The following is a 15,464-nucleotide window of genomic DNA, read 5'->3' on the forward strand; positions in this document are numbered from 1 at the left end:
CTAATTTGACAGTGGCTTTTGTTTAGGAAATTGCACGTTTTTTACATTGCTTGCTTCAGGCTCTTTAGCAGGGTATTTTCGTTTGAAATTGGCAAACATGGAAATGTTCACAAGAATTCCCATCGCAATCATCAATAACAGCATGGAAGAACCGCCATAGCTGATAAAAGGCAAGGTCACGCCGGTAATTGGAATCAATCCGCTCATGCCGCCAAGGTTCACTAATGCCTGAATGGCAAGCATGCTTGAAATGCCGACGGCCATAAGAGTACCGAAAGGATCCTGGCACTTTCTTGCGACCGCAAAGCCTTTTAAAATAATGAAAGTGAGCAGCGCCAAAATCGCAAGAACACCTGGAGCACCGAGCTCTTCAGAAACGACAGCCATGATAAAATCTGTATGGGATTCAGGCAAGTAGCCGTATTTTTGGACACTGTTTCCGAGACCAAGACCAGTTACACCTCCGGAACCGATCGCGTAAAGCGAATTAACGAGCTGATAGCCGTCACCCTGTTCCGTTTTAAAAGGCTCCATAAAACCGGTAAACCGCGAGATCCGCTCAGGGGTGAAAATGCTGCCGGATTTAAAGATTAAAATAGGAGAAACCAAGAGCAGGCAAAGCCCCCCAAGAACAATAATTCTCATAATGTTTTTTCTTCCGATGCCTGAACACACAATAATGGAGACAGCCAAAAGCGAAATGATAATGGCCGTTCCAAGGTCAGGCTGAATGATCACACAGAGGATGATCCCCGCTGCATACGCCAGAGGCGGGACAACCGCTTTTCCAAAATGATGAAGATAAGGCTGCTTTTTTTCAAAAATAGCAGACATATAAATGATCACTGCCAGCTTCGCAAATTCTGCGGGCTGGAGTTTCATGCCGAATAATTTAAACCAGCTCTGGGCTCCTCCTGCGGCTGATCCGACGACAAATAAAGCAAGCAGCACAGCAAATGAACCAAAAAATAGAATTTTCAAAAATCTGCTGTTTAAGTAGGCCCTGTAAGGAAACGCCGCTAGAACCAAAAATATTGCCGTACTAGCCAGAACTGTCAGCAGCTGCTTTCTGAAAAAGAAATCGCTGTCTGTCCCATATCTTTCCACTGCCGTTATCATACTGGAACTGTACACCATGACCACTCCAATGCCGCAAAGAAGAAAAATTGCCGCAATCAGAGAATAATCATAGGATTTTAATATTTTTTTTAACATCGCATCTCTTCCTTATTTTTCGTTGTCGATCTTACTATTCATTTTTGAAGAAAAAAATCCTTCATTTAAAGCTGCCGCTAAAAAGCTTGTCCGATGGCTGAACAGAGCAAAAACAGATAAAGAGGCTTTCTGATCCAACGGCAGTCAGCCTTTTTTTAAATATGGAAGCAGCTTTATCTGCAGTGCCTGCAGGCCTTCTTAAATGTTATCAAGGATAGTTCTGATTCACAATGCAGGATTTTGAAATTCGGGAGTTTTTTCGCTTAAAATAAAAAAACTCAAACCATTTTCATCAACAGTTTGAGTTGTTTCCGTTATTTCCTTGTAAAAGCCTCATGAAGGGCTGATAATTCCTGTTCCAGACTGCCGAGTAATAATTTGCCTTCGCTTTCTTCAATAAGGCCAAGGCGGACGGCGAAATCAATTTCTCTGGACAGGCCGAACATTTGCGTATCTAAAACCTCTTCATAAAGAGGACATTGAGGCATTGTCAAGTTGTCCATCTGTACTTTTATTAACTTCATGATCTTTTCAGCATCTGCTTTCAGCAGAGCGTGGGCTTTTTCCCGATGATCGATCGCAATCTCAGAAGCCAAATGAATCCCTCCGTTCCCGAGCGATTACCTTTAATCTATCTATTAATATTAAAGGCTTTAGGATAAAAATGCAAGAAGATTATGCCGCTCAAGCGGCAGTTTCAATAGTCAAAAACTGGGCTGCAGCATGAATGTTCGACATCTTCAGCAGATGGTCTGCTTTATTTGTATTTTCTCTCCCATGACAAAGATTTTAAAAAGGATTATACTGTTTTTTATAGGGAGTGATGGCGTGAACGATATTCTGTTTATTAGCGGCAAGGTAAAATATAAGATCACCCTTGATCCGGGAGTATGGATATTTGACGATCGAAAAGTTGATTTAACCGCTTACTTTGAATCAAGCAGGCAGGAAGAAGATCAGCTGGAACAATATAAGAAAAATATTTCTTCTCATTGGGACAGGGAAATCATGGAGGGTGCCGTTTTTCCTCCTACATTAAAAACAGAGCGGAAGTTTGAGAAAGAAAAGATTCTTCATGGAACCTTCGGAATTTCTTTGAAGCCGTTCCTGGATAACGCAGAACCATTAGAAGGTGCATCAAGCGCTGCTTTTTTAACTCCGGACGGGGTGACAACCCTGACACTAGAAGAAGCAAAATCAGCTATTCTTGCTTTCAGTCTGGATGGAAAGCCGCTTAAGAAGGATGGTCCTGTTCATCTTTATTTTGGCGACGGAAGCAACAAAGATCAGCCACTTACACAAGTGAATGAAATTCACATTCTGTAGTGGGGGAAATAAGCGCCGCCGGTCCTGGACAGGCGGCTTTTTTAAGCAAACAATAATCAATTAATTCCGATATAAGAAAGACCGGCCGTCATATAAACGGCCGGTCTTTTTATTCTCTATCTACAAAAGATCAGCTGCCAGCTGTGCAAGCCCTGAACGTTCTCCTTTTACCAGCCTGACATGACCAGCAATCTGCTGCTCCTTAAACTTTTCGACTACATAGGTGAGTCCATTGTTGTATTCGTCAAGATAAGGATGATCAATTTGTTCAGGGTCACCCATCAGCACAATTTTGCTTCTGTCCCCAACCCTCGTCAATATGGTCTTCACTTCATGCTTTGTTAAGTTTTGCGCCTCATCAATAATAATAAATTGATCAGGGATGCTTCTTCCGCGGATATAAGTAAGCGCCTCTACTTCAATGGATCCCATTCCAGCCAGAATAGCATCAAGTTCACCCGGCTTTTTTGTATTAAACAAAAATTCCAGATTATCATAAATGGGCTGCATCCACGGCCTAAGCTTTTCTTCTTTTTCTCCCGGAAGAAAGCCGATATCCTTTCCGACCGGTACAATCGGCCTTGCCACCAGCAGTTTTTTGTATGTGCCGAGGTCCTCTGTTTGGAAAAGACCTGCTGCCAAGGCAAGAAGTGTCTTTCCAGTCCCAGCCTTTCCTACAAGCGTAATGAGCGGGATGTCATTCCTGAGCAGCAGTTCCATCGCCATCGTCTGCTGAACATTCCTCGGCTTTATTCCCCATACATGATCCTGGTTAAAAACGAGCCTTTTGACCTTTTTACCGCTCTTGTCCACAATGCCGATGGCAGAGGCTGAACCGCCAAGGGCATCCTTCATAACGATAAATTGATTTGGATAAAAAGGATGATTGGTGATTTCCGACAGCAGCAATTCATTCTTTTCGTAAAACCGGTTTAAATTGTCGCTGTTTATGTATAAGTCCAAAAACCCCTTATAAATATGATCTATCTCCACCACTCTGTCGCTTAAAAAGTCCTCTGCCTGAAGACCAAGCGCGTCAGCCTTAACTCTGACAAGCGTGTCTTTGCTCACAAGAATAACGGGCCTTCCATCTTCTTTCTGCAGTTCTTCCATAGAAAGGTTCTTCGCTACTGCAAGAATCCTGTTATCGTTTGTTTTCTCAACAAATATATCCTGTAATTCATGAAAAGAGCGGTGGTTTAGTTCAATTCGAATCTGTCCGCCATTTTCAAGAAGAATTTTTTCATGCAGGCTTCCCAGCTCCCTTAAGCTGTCAATCAGCTTTGACACTTGCCTTGCATTCCGGCCGACTTCGTCCATGTACCTTTTTTTCGAATCCACCTCTTCCAGAACAACAGCTGGAATCACCACTTCATTATCTTGAAAAGAAAAGATGGAATTCGGGTCCTGCAGCAACACATTTGTATCCAAGACATAAATCTTACTCAATATTCTGCCTCCTACTGTGAATGTAATGGGCGGAGCTTTATGATTCAGGAATGAATTTCTCCATTCCATGTCCCTTGTACGAAGTGTAGCGTTGCTAAAATATATGAACCCATGAATAAAGATAGAAGGTTCATAAGACAATAAAGTTAAATGCCAGCTACTTAAAGGAGTGTAGACATGTTTCGTTTCCCATCGTTTCTTTTGATAGCGGGTCTCTTATTGCTGCCGGGCTGCACAAATAATGACAGAAGCCTTGGCGAGTCATCCGGCGAAAGCAGGAATAAACCCATTACCGTAAAAAATACCGTGCGGGAGCCCGCTGACAAGCAAACAGGCCAGGCTGCATCAGAACGCCTGTCATCCCTTGCGTCAGATGTTCCTGGTGTTAAAAATGCTTCTGCAGTTGTGCTTGGCAAATATGCTGTTGTCGGTATCAATGTGGACGGCAAACTAGAAAGAAGCAAGGTTCAGTCCATTAAATACGCTGTTGCCGAAAGTCTCAAAAATGACCCTTACGGAGCCAATGCAGCCGTGATCGCAGATCCGGATACAACAGACCGCCTAAAGGAAATAGGCAAGCAAATTCAAAAAGGCAGGCCTGTTATTGGAATTCTTGATGAATTGGCTGCGATTGCCGGCAGAGTTGTCCCTGACGTCCCATCTGACACACTTGATAATCCCGATCAGCAGCCGACCCAGTCTGATAAAGACCAGCTCCCTGCAAAAGAGCAAAAAGATCTGGACAAGCAGCAGGAAAAACAGTCCAACCAAGAATTAAAACGGTAATTCACTATGTTCTATATGTACGGCATCACCCCCCTTTGATGAAAAAGGAAGAAACGGAAAGAGGCTTAGTCATCAGTGACTAAGCTTTTTTCATAGCTGCAAAAACCTGCTGATCAAGCCTTGAAGCCGCTTTTTCGTCATAGGTTTTTTCATATTGGGGTTCAACAGAAATTCTTGAGCCGTAAAACATAACGTCTCTAACTTCAGAAATGGAAAGCTCTATTAGAGACAGTTTTAATGGGACTTCCTCCAAGCGCTCCAATTTAACATATGTATTGCCGATAATACAATAGCTCGATTCATTAGCCAGCACGCTGACTGCAGCTGCTGGATGCTTTTTTATGTTTTCCACAATTCTTGAACGTGAATCAAGTGCTGCATAAAGCCTGCTCGCATCAGGGGCGTACACCCAGGAAATAGCTGCCACATGCGGAGCTCCTGTTTCGTGATCAATTGTCGAGACCGTTACGAAGCGTTCTTTCTGAAAAGCTTGGAATAATGGTTCGATAAGCTTTGTTTCCACTTTGTTCGCCATTCCAATACCTCCGCCTGCGTAGTATAATTCTATCATAACCGTTTTAAAGGGATGTTCCAACTATCTTTCATGATCTTTGGCGGTTTCTTTTCGCCAATAAATTATCTGCAGGTGCAGGCAGTGAAACAGACAAGCCTGCTGCAATGAATAGAAGAGGTGCTGTAATGAGAGTAAAATGCGTTTTATGCGACAAAATTGAGAACATTCACGATGAAACACTGATCGCGAAGCGGCTTAGGAACAGGCCAATCCATACGTACCTCTGTACAGGGTGCTATGATCGGATCAATGACAAAACACAAGCAAGATTAACTACTGGGAATTTTCGATTGTACAGGGATAAAAAAACGGAAGATCAATGGTAATAGCAAGAGGGGTATTATCAGGACTGACAGGAGCAGTGCTTTTAGGGATTTTTCTAAAAGCTGCAGAAGTCCTGGCATCCGTAAAAGTGTATACCCTTCTATTGAATGTGGACTTTCTTTATCCCTTTCCTTTGCCGGAATGGGTTGAATTTATTATTCACTTAGGTACTGGCGCAGGAATTGGAGCAATGTACAGCCTTCTTGTTCATCTGTTTTCCCGCCGGCTTTTTTTTACCGCCGCCCTTTCCGCATTTGCCGGTCTGCTTTATTTCCCGCTCTCCATAGCGGCAAAAAAAGAGGTGCCGGCAATAACGGACGGGACTGCAATCCTATACTGGGCTGCAGGGCATCTGCTGTTTGGAGCTGCCATGTTTGCCATGTACAATTTGCTTTTTAAAAAAACAACCGCTTCATGAAGCGGTTGTTTTTTTTTCGCTTTATTCATAATTTTTATATCTTGAAGGCTCGGCACTGATTTGATTTGCCAGCATTTCAATCATTTCAGATGGAAATGAGACAGTATAAGGCTCATCACCGCGCATGCAGGAAAAAGTATACATGCTGCCTTCTTTCCGGTATTTTATTGAATCCGCCTGAAACTCCTCCTTCAGAACAGCCTGAAATAAATCAGCTGTTTCCTGTGCTGATTTATCTTCCGGCCGTGCTTTGGCCACTATTTCGATTGTCAGCCAGTTGTACACAGCATCCTGCAGACTTTTCATGCGGCATTCCTGCCTTTTTTGGCCTGATGCAGCCTGACTTTATAGACAGCAAGGATCAGAGCGGTAATGGAAAGACCTTCTGCAATCGGCAGAAAATATCCTAAAAAAGTTAACACGCTGCAGCCGAAAAAAAGCACGGCGTATACAACAGCTGCCTTTAAAAGAGGCAGTTTTTTTGCAAAACCAAGCTTATAGACCAATACACAGAGCACAAATATGATGGCGAATAATACCTTTGCTCCTGTATTGGGATCCATTTCAGTAAAAATGGCCTGTGCAATCGGCCACATATGTTCTTTTACCGCTTCATCCCCCATATGTTCCACCCCTAGTCGTCTTCGTAATAACTATTTCGCCCAATACCTTCTATTTCCTTTTTTCTGCATAAAAAAGCAAGAACCAGTTGCTGAACGTGCCGCATTTTTTGTTCGCAAAAAAGGCTGCCGAACCCTTTTGGGTACCGGCAGCCTTGCTTCTAAGCATTAAATTCCAGATAGTTTTTTCTTTTTCGCAGCTTTTTCACGTTCGTTTTTATCGAGAATTTTCTTTCTCAGCCTGATTGATTCAGGAGTTACTTCACAGTATTCATCATCGCCAAGGTATTCGAGTGATTCTTCCAGTGAAAGAATACGCGGCTTTTTGATCGTACTTGTCTGGTCTTTTGTAGCAGAGCGGACGTTTGTCTGCTGTTTCATACGGCAAATATTAACAACCAGATCATTGTCACGGTTATGCTCGCCAACAACCATTCCTTCATAAATTTCAACACCTGGCTCTACAAACACAACTCCTCTGTCCTCGATGCCCATGATTCCATAAGAAGTTGCTTTCCCTTTTTCCATGGAAACAAGTACACCCTGGCGGCGGCCGCCGACTTGGCCGGTCTGCATCGGCTGATAGCTGTCATAAGTGTGGTTGATGATACCGTATCCTCTTGTCAGGGAAAGGAACTCAGTAGAGTACCCAATCAGTCCTCTTGAAGGAACAGTGAAAATAAGTCTTACCTGGCCGTTTCCGTTATTGATCATGTCGAGCATTTCACCTTTTCTTGCTCCGACAGACTCCATCACAGAACCAGTATATTCTTCAGGCACATCAATCTGCACCCGTTCTACAGGCTCGCATTTCACACCGTCAATTTCACGGACGATTACTTCAGGCTTTGATACTTGAAGCTCATATCCCTCACGGCGCATGTTTTCAATTAAGATTGAAAGATGAAGCTCACCGCGGCCAGAGACAACCCATGCATCAGGTGACTCCGTATTTTCAACACGAAGGCTGACATCTGTCTGGAGCTGCTGCATTAGACGCTCTTCAATTTTGCGTGATGTGACAAATTTGCCTTCTCTTCCTGCAAACGGGCTGTTGTTTACAAGGAATGTCATTTGAAGCGTCGGCTCGTCAATCCGAAGAACAGGAAGGGCTTCCTGGTGCTCTACTGGGCAAACCGTCTCACCCACGTTAATGTCCTCCATGCCTGAAACAGCAACTAAATCTCCAGCTTTTGCCTGTTCGATTTCAACCCGCTTCAATCCTTGGAATCCTAAGATTTTCGTTACGCGGAAGTTTTTCACAGACCCATCGAGCTTCATCAGGGCTACCTGCTGGCCTACATTCATTGTTCCGCGGAACACGCGTCCAATCCCAATACGACCGACATAATCGTTGTAATCAAGCAGAGCTACCTGGAATTGAAGGGGCTCTTCGCTGTTGTCAACTGGCGCTGGAATGTTTTCAATGATGGCCTCATATACACATTCCATATTTTCATCCTGCCTGGAAGCATCCATGCTTGCTGTACCATTTACAGCTGATGCATAAATAACCGGGAAATCAAGCTGGTCTTCTGTTGCGTCAAGTTCAATGAATAAATCAACGACTTCATCCACTACCTCTGCAGGACGGGCTGAATCTTTGTCGATTTTGTTTACAATAACAATCGGAGTCAGTTTCTGCTCCAATGCTTTCTTCAATACGAAACGAGTTTGCGGCATGCAGCCTTCATAAGCATCAACAACTAAAAGCACTCCATCAACCATTTTCATGATGCGCTCCACTTCTCCGCCAAAGTCAGCATGTCCTGGAGTATCAAGAATATTGATGCGTGTATCTTTATATTGAATTGCTGTATTTTTCGCCAGGATGGTTATTCCCCGCTCACGCTCAAGATCATTTGAATCCATTGCGCGCTCTGCAACAAGCTCATTTGCACGGAACGTGCCGGCCTGATGCAATAGTTTATCTACAAGCGTTGTTTTCCCATGGTCAACGTGGGCAATAATCGCTATATTCCGAAGATCATTTCTTAATTTCACATTTTCATCTCCTATATTTTCAAATACCTTCGATATTATATCACACAAGCTGGAAAAGCCGAAGGAATTTAGATAAACTGTTCACATATAGGTTTTATTACAGCAGGGGGATGGAGAATTTGAAGCTTGGAAAGTGGATTTTTGTAGTTTTGGCAATACTTGCCGTTATATTTATGATGCTGATTGCCGTATCGATCGGCATGCAGAACATTTGGGGAATTCTCGGTGCCATTATTGGTCTCGTGATTGTAATGGGCGCTGGATTTGCGCTAAAAGGAAGAATGCGCCGTGAGGGCAGATTATAAAACACAAGAAGGTGTCCAATAAAGGACACCTTCTTTTTTATAGAACCTGCTTTTCTTCCTGCCATTCTGTTGCCTTTGGCTTTCTTGCCAGCGCAGCTATTCCTGCGATTAAGTAGCAGATGCTTGCAAAGCCGCCAGCAAGGAATGTTCCTCCTCCGCAAATGACAGCTGCTGCAATCAGAATAATGCCGGCTGTTTTTGGCTTTTTATTACCTTTTAATAAGATGGCTGCAATAATACCTGCAGCAAGGCCAATGATGCTGAAAGTCAAAATGACAACCGCTCCGGTTTGCAGCATTCCCTGCACCATTTCATAATTGAGCCCGCTTGCTGCGAGTTCCGGATCTTCAGCCAATGCCTGATTCAGGCCAGCTTCAAGGTCAGGAATATTCTTAATTGCAAGGAAGAAAAACCCAAGAAATGAAGTTAAGGCAAATAGTACTGCTCCTATAATAGAAAAAACAATTTCCAGTGTCCGTTTCATGTACAGTCCTCCTGTATACATACGTGTTTATGATGTAATAGTAACAGACTGCCATAACTAATCCTACATTTTTTTACATATGGTATCAGAATGCTAAAGAGGAAGAATCAAGATCAGGAAGTATTTCCCGCTCTGAGCTATTTCTCTTTTAAGCTGTTCGAAGCCGCAATGGCATAGAAACTGAGTCCAGTTATCCTGTTCTTCCGGACACGCTGCAAAAAGAACTTTATGCCCTGCTTGCTTCAAATTCACGGCAATAGCCTGAATTATTTTTTTACCATATCCGCGGTTCCGGCAATCTGGATGAAGCAGCAATGTTCCAAGCCATGCTTTTTCATTAGAAGGAACCCATTCTGCATGATAACTTATCCCTATAGGAGCATCTGCCTCTTTCCACACTAGCCATTCTCCGCCGATCATTTGATAAGATCTCATATAATCCTGCAGCCCTTCCTCCTCTGTCTCCTCCTTTTGCCATTCCGGACTTTCGGAGATCAGGAAGCGAAAAAAAGGCAGGTTTTCTTCATTTAATTTAAATGGCGCGATTTCCGGCATGCTATTTCTGCAGATAACCGGCAAGTATTTCTTCATGAAGCCCTTCCTTTGCGATCAGGAAGCTGTTTTTCTCTATAATATTAATTTTATCCCCTTTTATTGTTGTCGCAGTGCCTCCCACTTCTTCCAAGAGTACAAGTCCTGCGGCAAAATCCCAAGGTGCTAGACGCATTGTGATGTATGCGTCTAGCCTTCCGCATGCAACATAAGCCAGTTCAATTGCTGCTGTGCCATACGATCTGATTCCGCGGGAATCGTGCACGAGCGGGGTTAATTTTTTATAATCGATGCCTCTGTTTTCTACAAGCCAAGTAGCATTAATCGCAATAATGGCTTCTTTGACAGATACTTTTTCGAGCTTTGGAAGGCGGATTTCATTCATGTACGCGCCTTCTCCTTTTATGGCATGATACAGTTCATTATGTACAACATCATAAATAAGACCGATCTTTCCGATTCCTTCTTCATAAATGCCGATAGAGATCGCAAAGTTCCGCTGCTGGTGAACAAAATTCATTGTCCCGTCGATCGGATCAATGATCCAGATGATCCCTTCAGTCGATTCAACCTTATGTCCAAATCCCTCTTCACCCAAAATTCTATGTTCAGGATATGTTTCCTTAATTTTTTTGATGAAAAACTGTTCGGTATCCTTGTCCATATTCGTCACAAGGTCGTTCGGATTGGATTTAGTCTGAATAGAAAGCTTCGTGCTGAAGGACTCCCGAATTCTCTCGCCAGCTTCCTCTATCCATTCCTTTGCTTTTTTATCAATCTCTTTCCAGTTTGCCATTTTAAAGGACCTCGCTTTATGTAAGTATAAGGGGCAATTGCCGCATGCAGTATATCTCTTTCTGTAATCAGGATATCTGAACAGGCAAATATAAACAAGTATCGCAATCCGTCCTTGCACAGATAAAAACGAACCAGGATAACGGTTCGTTTAACCTCAACTAGCATTTGGCTATGCCTGAAGTTTTATCCACTCTTTTCGGAGTCTTTCCAATCTTCGCTTGCACTCAGTTTTCTTTTCTTCATTATCTTCCTGCATTGCTTCAAATAAAGTGGACAGCTCATAATCCAATTCCATTTTTATGACACCAATGCGATTGACAACTTCTCTCGGCTGACCTGATTTGATCACTTGTTTCATATTTACCGCCCCTTTCAGCAAATAATAAGTTAGCGTTCAGACACCGTTCAATGGACCAGCAATTGTTATATGATTTTCTATATATTATGTCAAATCAAAACAGCTGGAACAGCACTGAGAAAATTGTGTTTTTACCTATAGTCTCTGTTACAGTTGGCTGTTGATTTCCGTTTCAGGCGTCCGCTTTCCACTTCAATCAACAGGTATTCAAAAATCAACGTTCTTCTTTAACAAAGCCTATCTTAAAAGTTCTCTTATAGTAATCTATTTACCACGGGTTAGAACGGGTGAAACGTGCATTCTCTTTTGAACGGATGAATGGGTATGCTAAAATAATCTCGGTATATCAATTTTTGATTCATCTCTTCGGCCTAAGGGCTGCCGCCGCGGAGCAGAGGGATAAAGCAATGGAGGACAATCATGGCATTTGATGGATTTACAGCAGAAGACTTTAGCGTATTTCAAATAGAGGGATTAGATCCGCGCATGGAGGCGATTATTTCTAAAGTGCGCCCAAAGCTTGAAGCACTAGGGAATCATTTTGCCGCAGAGCTTTCCAATCAAACAGGGGAAGAAATCTTCGCTCATGTGGCAAAGCACGCCAGACGTTCAGTCAATCCGCCTGATGATACGTGGGTTGCATTTGCGCCAAGCAAACGAGGGTATAAGATGCTGCCGCATTTTCAAATCGGCCTTTGGGAAACTCATGTTTTTATCTGGTTTGCGGTAATTTATGAAGCGCCTGTTAAAGAAGCTTTTGGCAAGCAGCTGAAAAAAAGCGGCAGAAAATTGATCAAAGTCATCCCTGATTCCTTTGTATGGTCTGAAGATCATACAAAACCTGCAGCTAAAGCACAAAGCAGTCTGAAAAAGGCTGATTTTGACCGAATGTTTTCAAGGCTTGAAGAAATAAAAAAAGCGGAAATTCTTTGCGGCGTCCAATTGGCAAGGGAAGAAGCTGTGAATATGTCGGGAGAGGAAATGCTTCAGGTAATTTCCGAAACCTTCGGCAAGCTCATACCGCTGTACAAACTTGCCCAAAAATCCGGCACTGAAAGCAAATAGTCATTTAGCAGAAACGAAAAAGGATGCATGGAATGGCATCCTTTTTCTTATGAAGAGACTTTATTGCATTTTAACTTTTTCACCTTCAACGCTTTCTTTTGCCTTTTTTACAGTATGGTACGAAGAATATCCGCTTGCTTCTTCAAACTCGCCGCAGACCTTTTTTTCCTCTGCCTTCCCAGGCACTACCTGTTTAAAGCGCTTATAGGCATTCATCAGATCGCCTTTTTCGACTCCGCCCTCGTATGCTTTTTCAATGCATTCAAAAAAGCGGACGACATCGATTATTTCATCTGTTTTCCAATCTGCAGATATAGGATATTGATAGCTCATTTTGTCACCTCTTTCCAAGTCCCCCATCGCTCTCTGACCGCATCAGCTTCAGCAGCGATCCTTTCGATCAGTTCCTTTGCTGATGGAATATCTTTTATCATACCTGCAGCCTGACCTCCCCAGCCGAAGCCCTCTTCTGCTTTTCCTTCATAAATGTACTTTTTATTAGCTTCCCCGCTGATATAATCCTTTAGCCCATCATAGCCAGCGCTTTCTTTTTCCAGCTGGAGGATTTTATCTGTAAAGCTCCCTGAAAGCGCCCTTGCAGGAGCTCCTATGCTCCTCTTGATCACAGCGGTATCATTTTCCGTACTTTTCAGAAGTGCTTCCTTATAGGCAGCGTGGGCATGGACACATTCTTTCACTGCGATAAATCTGGTTCCCATTTCAATACCCTCTGCGCCAAGCGAGAGTGCCGCCATCAGCCCTCTGCCGTCGGCAATTCCGCCTGATGCAATAACAGGAATGCTGACGGCATCTGCAGTCTGAGGAACAAGGACAAATGTGCCTGTATCATTTCTGCCAAGATGTCCTCCCCCTTCCTGCCCGACCACCATTACGGCATCTGCTCCGAGCTCTTCTGCTTTCACTGCCTGCCGGACAGCTGCGGTAAGAACAAGCTTCTTAACATCGGTTCCTTTTAAGTAATCCAGAATTTGAGCCGGGTTTCCGCCAGTCATGGAAATCACCGGAACTTTTTCATCTACGGCTGCCTGGAGCATATCTTCATACGGGCGCCCGTGCTGGCCAATTGCAAAATTAACACCAAAAGGCTTATCCGTCAAAGTTTTTAACCGGCGGATTTCCTTTTTCAGCACTTCGGGATTATCAAGAGACATAGCTGTAATCTGCCCCAGTCCTCCCGCATTTGAAACAGCAGCTGCAAGATCCGCATAGGCAAGATACGCAAGCCCTCCTTGAATAATTGGATATTGAATCTGCAAAAGTTCTGTGACCCGAGTTTTCCATTTCATATAGTCAGCCCCTTTTTTTGCAAGCTATTGCCTTTCAAATGCTAATTTTAACGAATGCCCGCTCAATATGTCATCTTTTATCATTTCTTTGCAAGTGCTCCGGATTCCTTTGCTGTATTGCTATCTTTTCAAACCCTTAAGTAAGTGTTATAATTCACTTTGTTTTGCATGGAACGGACTGCGCAAATGTGGCGCAATTTATATAAAAGAAGGTGGCTCCTAAATTGTCTCAGCATCAAACTCCATTGTTTACAGGCTTACTGAAGCATATAGAAAAAGAACCTATTCAATTTCATATTCCAGGACATAAAAAGGGAGCGGGTATGGACCATGAATTCAAAGAATTCATCGGAGAAAACGCTCTGAAGATGGACCTGATCAATATTGGCCCTCTCGATGATCTTCACTCGCCAAAAGGAATCATTAAAGACGCACAGGAGCTTGCAGCAGAAGCATTTGGCGCTGACTATACATTTTTCTCTGTACAAGGGACAAGCGGAGCAATCATGACGATGGTTATGGCTGTATGCGGACCTGGGGACAAAATCATCGTGCCGAGAAATGTTCATAAATCCGTCATGTCAGCTGTAGTGTTCTCAGGGGCAACACCTGTTTTTATTCATCCGGAAATTGATAAAAACCTTGGAATTTCCCATGGCATCACAACAGATTCTGTCCAAAGAGCCCTTGAGCAGCACCCTGATGCAAAAGGAGTACTTGTGATTAACCCGACATATTTCGGTGTTTCGGCAGATTTGGAAAAAATCGTTGAAATTGCTCATTCCTTTCATGTGCCGGTTCTCGTGGATGAAGCACACGGAGTTCACATCCATTTTCATGAGGATCTGCCAATGTCAGCTATGCAGGCCGGTGCAGACATGGCAGCTACAAGCGTGCATAAGCTTGGGGGCTCCCTTACTCAGAGCTCAATTTTAAATGTCCGGGAAGGTCTCGTATCAGCCGACCGGGTTCAGTCCATTTTAAGCATGCTAACGACGACATCAACCTCTTACCTATTGCTTGCCTCTCTTGATACGGCGAGAAGAAGGCTTGCCGTTGAAGGCAGGCAGCTGATCGAACAAACGATACAGCTTGCGAACGACACTAGAAGGCAAATAAACGAGATTGACCACCTCCATTGCATAGGAGAAGAGATCGTCGGCTCTGAAGCAGCATTCAGCTATGATCCGACAAAGCTCATTATCTCTGTTAAAGAATTAGGATTAACCGGATATGCAGTAGAAAAATGGCTCAGAGATAACGCTCATATTGAAGTAGAGCTCTCTGATTTATACAACATTCTGTGCATCATCACTCCTGGGGATACAGAAAATGAAACAGGCAAACTCGTTCAGTCGCTGCAGAAAATTTCCGATCAGTACAAGCATTCCGGCAGAGAATCCTCTGTCCAAACTGTGCTGCTGCCTGACATTCCAGTGCTCGCCTTAACACCGAGAGATGCTTTTTACGCAGACACAGAAATCGTCCCATTTGACGAATCAGCAGGACGCATAATTGCCGAATTCATCATGGTCTACCCCCCTGGAATCCCAATATTCATCCCAGGAGAAATCATCACTGACGAAAACCTTGAATACGTAGGAAAAAATCTCGAAGCAGGCCTCCCGGTACAAGGCCCTGAAGACCCTACACTTCGATACTTGAGAGTGATTAAAGAACATAAAGCGATAAGATAAATAGAAAAGCGGAAGCCGCTCGTTCAGCCCCGACAAGCGCTGGAGTAAAAATCCAGAAAGTCCGGGTTTGACTTTTTGGATTTTTGCGAAGCGACTCGAGGGGCTAGCGGCTGGAGCTGGACAAAGAAAAGCGGAAGCCGCTCGTTCAGCCCCGACAAGCGCTCAAGGAAAAAATAACGAAA

The 15,464-nt window shown here is 43.5% G+C and carries 20 protein-coding genes; 7 read left to right on the forward strand and 13 right to left on the reverse strand.

From position 1 onward, the window contains the following. Positions 1–1,215 carry an FtsW/RodA/SpoVE family cell cycle protein gene (locus LRR81_RS06785; protein WP_231788515.1) on the reverse strand — a complete coding sequence of 405 codons (1,215 nt, stop codon included), beginning with the start codon at positions 1,213–1,215 and terminating at the stop codon, positions 1–3. Between the two features lie 314 nt (positions 1,216–1,529). Next, entirely contained in the window at positions 1,530–1,811 is a 282-nt protein-coding gene (locus LRR81_RS06790; protein WP_231788516.1) for a YlaN family protein, read from the reverse strand. Positions 1,812–2,043: 232 nt separating this feature from the next. On the opposite strand from LRR81_RS06790, the gene LRR81_RS06795 reads away from it, so the two are divergent. Further along, positions 2,044–2,541 carry a molybdopterin-binding protein gene (locus tag LRR81_RS06795; RefSeq protein ID WP_231788517.1) on the forward strand — a complete coding sequence of 166 codons (498 nt, stop codon included), beginning with the start codon at positions 2,044–2,046 and terminating at the stop codon, positions 2,539–2,541. Positions 2,542–2,661: 120 nt separating this feature from the next. Here LRR81_RS06795 and LRR81_RS06800 read toward each other — a convergent pair whose 3' ends face one another. Further along, positions 2,662–3,993 (reverse strand): PhoH family protein, encoded by a 1,332-nt coding sequence (locus LRR81_RS06800; protein WP_231788643.1) that lies wholly within the window; start codon positions 3,991–3,993, stop codon positions 2,662–2,664. A gap of 174 nt (positions 3,994–4,167) precedes the next feature. On the opposite strand from LRR81_RS06800, the gene LRR81_RS06805 reads away from it, so the two are divergent. After that, positions 4,168–4,776 carry a YhcN/YlaJ family sporulation lipoprotein gene (locus LRR81_RS06805; RefSeq protein WP_231788518.1) on the forward strand — a complete coding sequence of 203 codons (609 nt, stop codon included), beginning with the start codon at positions 4,168–4,170 and terminating at the stop codon, positions 4,774–4,776. A 79-nt stretch (positions 4,777–4,855) separates the two neighbouring features. Here LRR81_RS06805 and LRR81_RS06810 read toward each other — a convergent pair whose 3' ends face one another. After that, positions 4,856–5,311 (reverse strand): pyridoxamine 5'-phosphate oxidase family protein, encoded by a 456-nt coding sequence (locus LRR81_RS06810; RefSeq protein ID WP_231788519.1) that lies wholly within the window; start codon positions 5,309–5,311, stop codon positions 4,856–4,858. A 164-nt stretch (positions 5,312–5,475) separates the two neighbouring features. Here LRR81_RS06810 and LRR81_RS06815 point away from each other — a divergent pair, with 164 nt between their 5' ends. Continuing rightward, positions 5,476–5,676 carry a YlaI family protein gene (locus tag LRR81_RS06815; protein WP_231788520.1) on the forward strand — a complete coding sequence of 67 codons (201 nt, stop codon included), beginning with the start codon at positions 5,476–5,478 and terminating at the stop codon, positions 5,674–5,676. Then, positions 5,670–6,092, forward strand: coding sequence for a hypothetical protein (locus LRR81_RS06820; RefSeq protein ID WP_231788521.1), 423 nt, complete (start codon positions 5,670–5,672; stop codon positions 6,090–6,092). Before LRR81_RS06815 ends, LRR81_RS06820 begins: the two co-directional genes overlap by 7 nt. 21 nt (positions 6,093–6,113) lie before the next feature. Here LRR81_RS06820 and LRR81_RS06825 read toward each other — a convergent pair whose 3' ends face one another. The 3 genes from LRR81_RS06825 to typA all read right to left on the reverse strand — a co-directional run bounded on the left by LRR81_RS06825 (position 6,114) and on the right by typA (position 8,716). Continuing rightward, positions 6,114–6,398 (reverse strand): hypothetical protein, encoded by a 285-nt coding sequence (locus tag LRR81_RS06825; protein ID WP_231788522.1) that lies wholly within the window; start codon positions 6,396–6,398, stop codon positions 6,114–6,116. Beyond that, positions 6,395–6,655 carry a YlaH-like family protein gene (locus LRR81_RS06830; RefSeq protein WP_408631591.1) on the reverse strand — a complete coding sequence of 87 codons (261 nt, stop codon included), beginning with the start codon at positions 6,653–6,655 and terminating at the stop codon, positions 6,395–6,397. Before LRR81_RS06830 ends, LRR81_RS06825 begins: the two co-directional genes overlap by 4 nt. Before the next feature lie 225 nt (positions 6,656–6,880). Next, positions 6,881–8,716 (reverse strand): translational GTPase TypA, encoded by a 1,836-nt coding sequence (gene typA / locus LRR81_RS06835; RefSeq protein ID WP_231788523.1) that lies wholly within the window; start codon positions 8,714–8,716, stop codon positions 6,881–6,883. A 119-nt stretch (positions 8,717–8,835) separates the two neighbouring features. Between typA and LRR81_RS06840 the strand changes: the two genes are divergently transcribed. Then, positions 8,836–9,021, forward strand: coding sequence for a DUF5325 family protein (locus tag LRR81_RS06840; protein ID WP_231788524.1), 186 nt, complete (start codon positions 8,836–8,838; stop codon positions 9,019–9,021). A 37-nt stretch (positions 9,022–9,058) separates the two neighbouring features. On the opposite strand, the gene LRR81_RS06845 is transcribed toward LRR81_RS06840, so the two are convergent. The 4 genes from LRR81_RS06845 to LRR81_RS06860 form a co-directional block, all read right to left on the reverse strand. Next, positions 9,059–9,505, reverse strand: coding sequence for a DUF4064 domain-containing protein (locus LRR81_RS06845; RefSeq protein ID WP_231788525.1), 447 nt, complete (start codon positions 9,503–9,505; stop codon positions 9,059–9,061). 93 nt (positions 9,506–9,598) lie between these two features. Next, positions 9,599–10,096: a GNAT family N-acetyltransferase gene (locus LRR81_RS06850; protein ID WP_231788526.1), complete on the reverse strand. Its 498-nt coding sequence runs from the start codon at positions 10,094–10,096 to the stop codon at positions 9,599–9,601. Beyond that, entirely contained in the window at positions 10,062–10,853 is a 792-nt protein-coding gene (locus LRR81_RS06855; RefSeq protein WP_231788527.1) for an inositol monophosphatase family protein, read from the reverse strand. The genes LRR81_RS06850 and LRR81_RS06855 overlap by 35 nt, the downstream gene beginning before the upstream one ends. Positions 10,854–11,024: 171 nt before the next feature. After that, complete coding sequence (locus tag LRR81_RS06860) at positions 11,025–11,213, reverse strand: hypothetical protein (RefSeq protein ID WP_231788528.1); 189 nt, start codon at positions 11,211–11,213, stop codon at positions 11,025–11,027. 420 nt (positions 11,214–11,633) lie between these two features. On the opposite strand from LRR81_RS06860, the gene LRR81_RS06865 reads away from it, so the two are divergent. After that, complete coding sequence (locus tag LRR81_RS06865; protein ID WP_231788529.1) at positions 11,634–12,278, forward strand: YktB family protein; 645 nt, start codon at positions 11,634–11,636, stop codon at positions 12,276–12,278. 60 nt (positions 12,279–12,338) lie between these two features. Here LRR81_RS06865 and LRR81_RS06870 read toward each other — a convergent pair whose 3' ends face one another. After that, entirely contained in the window at positions 12,339–12,611 is a 273-nt protein-coding gene (locus LRR81_RS06870) for a UPF0223 family protein (protein ID WP_231788530.1), read from the reverse strand. Further along, on the reverse strand, positions 12,608–13,585 hold the full coding sequence (locus tag LRR81_RS06875) for an NAD(P)H-dependent flavin oxidoreductase (protein ID WP_231788531.1): 978 nt from the start codon (positions 13,583–13,585) through the stop codon (positions 12,608–12,610). The genes LRR81_RS06870 and LRR81_RS06875 overlap by 4 nt, the downstream gene beginning before the upstream one ends. Positions 13,586–13,809: 224 nt before the next feature. Between LRR81_RS06875 and LRR81_RS06880 the strand changes: the two genes are divergently transcribed. Continuing rightward, positions 13,810–15,282: an aminotransferase class I/II-fold pyridoxal phosphate-dependent enzyme gene (locus tag LRR81_RS06880; RefSeq protein ID WP_231788532.1), complete on the forward strand. Its 1,473-nt coding sequence runs from the start codon at positions 13,810–13,812 to the stop codon at positions 15,280–15,282. Positions 15,283–15,464: the final 182 nt, after the last annotated feature.

This window comes from Metabacillus kandeliae (assembly GCF_021166585.1).
Lineage (GTDB): Bacteria > Bacillota > Bacilli > Bacillales > Bacillaceae > Metabacillus_B > Metabacillus_B kandeliae.

Bases quoted from the DNA above. Each gene is read 5' to 3' on its own strand.
- LRR81_RS06820 (WP_231788521.1), top strand. From the start codon at position 5,670: ATGGTAATAGCAAGAGGGGTATTATCAGGACTGACAGGAGCAGTGCTT.
- LRR81_RS06805 (WP_231788518.1), top strand. From the start codon at position 4,168: ATGTTTCGTTTCCCATCGTTTCTTTTGATAGCGGGTCTCTTATTGCTG.
- LRR81_RS06825 (WP_231788522.1), bottom strand. From the start codon at position 6,398: ATGAAAAGTCTGCAGGATGCTGTGTACAACTGGCTGACAATCGAAATA.
- LRR81_RS06830 (WP_408631591.1), bottom strand. From the start codon at position 6,655: ATGGATCCCAATACAGGAGCAAAGGTATTATTCGCCATCATATTTGTG.
- LRR81_RS06810 (WP_231788519.1), bottom strand. From the start codon at position 5,311: ATGGCGAACAAAGTGGAAACAAAGCTTATCGAACCATTATTCCAAGCT.
- LRR81_RS06875 (WP_231788531.1), bottom strand. From the start codon at position 13,585: ATGAAATGGAAAACTCGGGTCACAGAACTTTTGCAGATTCAATATCCA.
- LRR81_RS06815 (WP_231788520.1), top strand. From the start codon at position 5,476: ATGAGAGTAAAATGCGTTTTATGCGACAAAATTGAGAACATTCACGAT.
- LRR81_RS06860 (WP_231788528.1), bottom strand. From the start codon at position 11,213: ATGAAACAAGTGATCAAATCAGGTCAGCCGAGAGAAGTTGTCAATCGC.
- LRR81_RS06865 (WP_231788529.1), top strand. From the start codon at position 11,634: ATGGCATTTGATGGATTTACAGCAGAAGACTTTAGCGTATTTCAAATA.
- LRR81_RS06785 (WP_231788515.1), bottom strand. From the start codon at position 1,215: ATGTTAAAAAAAATATTAAAATCCTATGATTATTCTCTGATTGCGGCA.
- LRR81_RS06850 (WP_231788526.1), bottom strand. From the start codon at position 10,096: ATGAAGAAATACTTGCCGGTTATCTGCAGAAATAGCATGCCGGAAATC.
- LRR81_RS06870 (WP_231788530.1), bottom strand. From the start codon at position 12,611: ATGAGCTATCAATATCCTATATCTGCAGATTGGAAAACAGATGAAATA.
- LRR81_RS06845 (WP_231788525.1), bottom strand. From the start codon at position 9,505: ATGAAACGGACACTGGAAATTGTTTTTTCTATTATAGGAGCAGTACTA.
- LRR81_RS06855 (WP_231788527.1), bottom strand. From the start codon at position 10,853: ATGGCAAACTGGAAAGAGATTGATAAAAAAGCAAAGGAATGGATAGAG.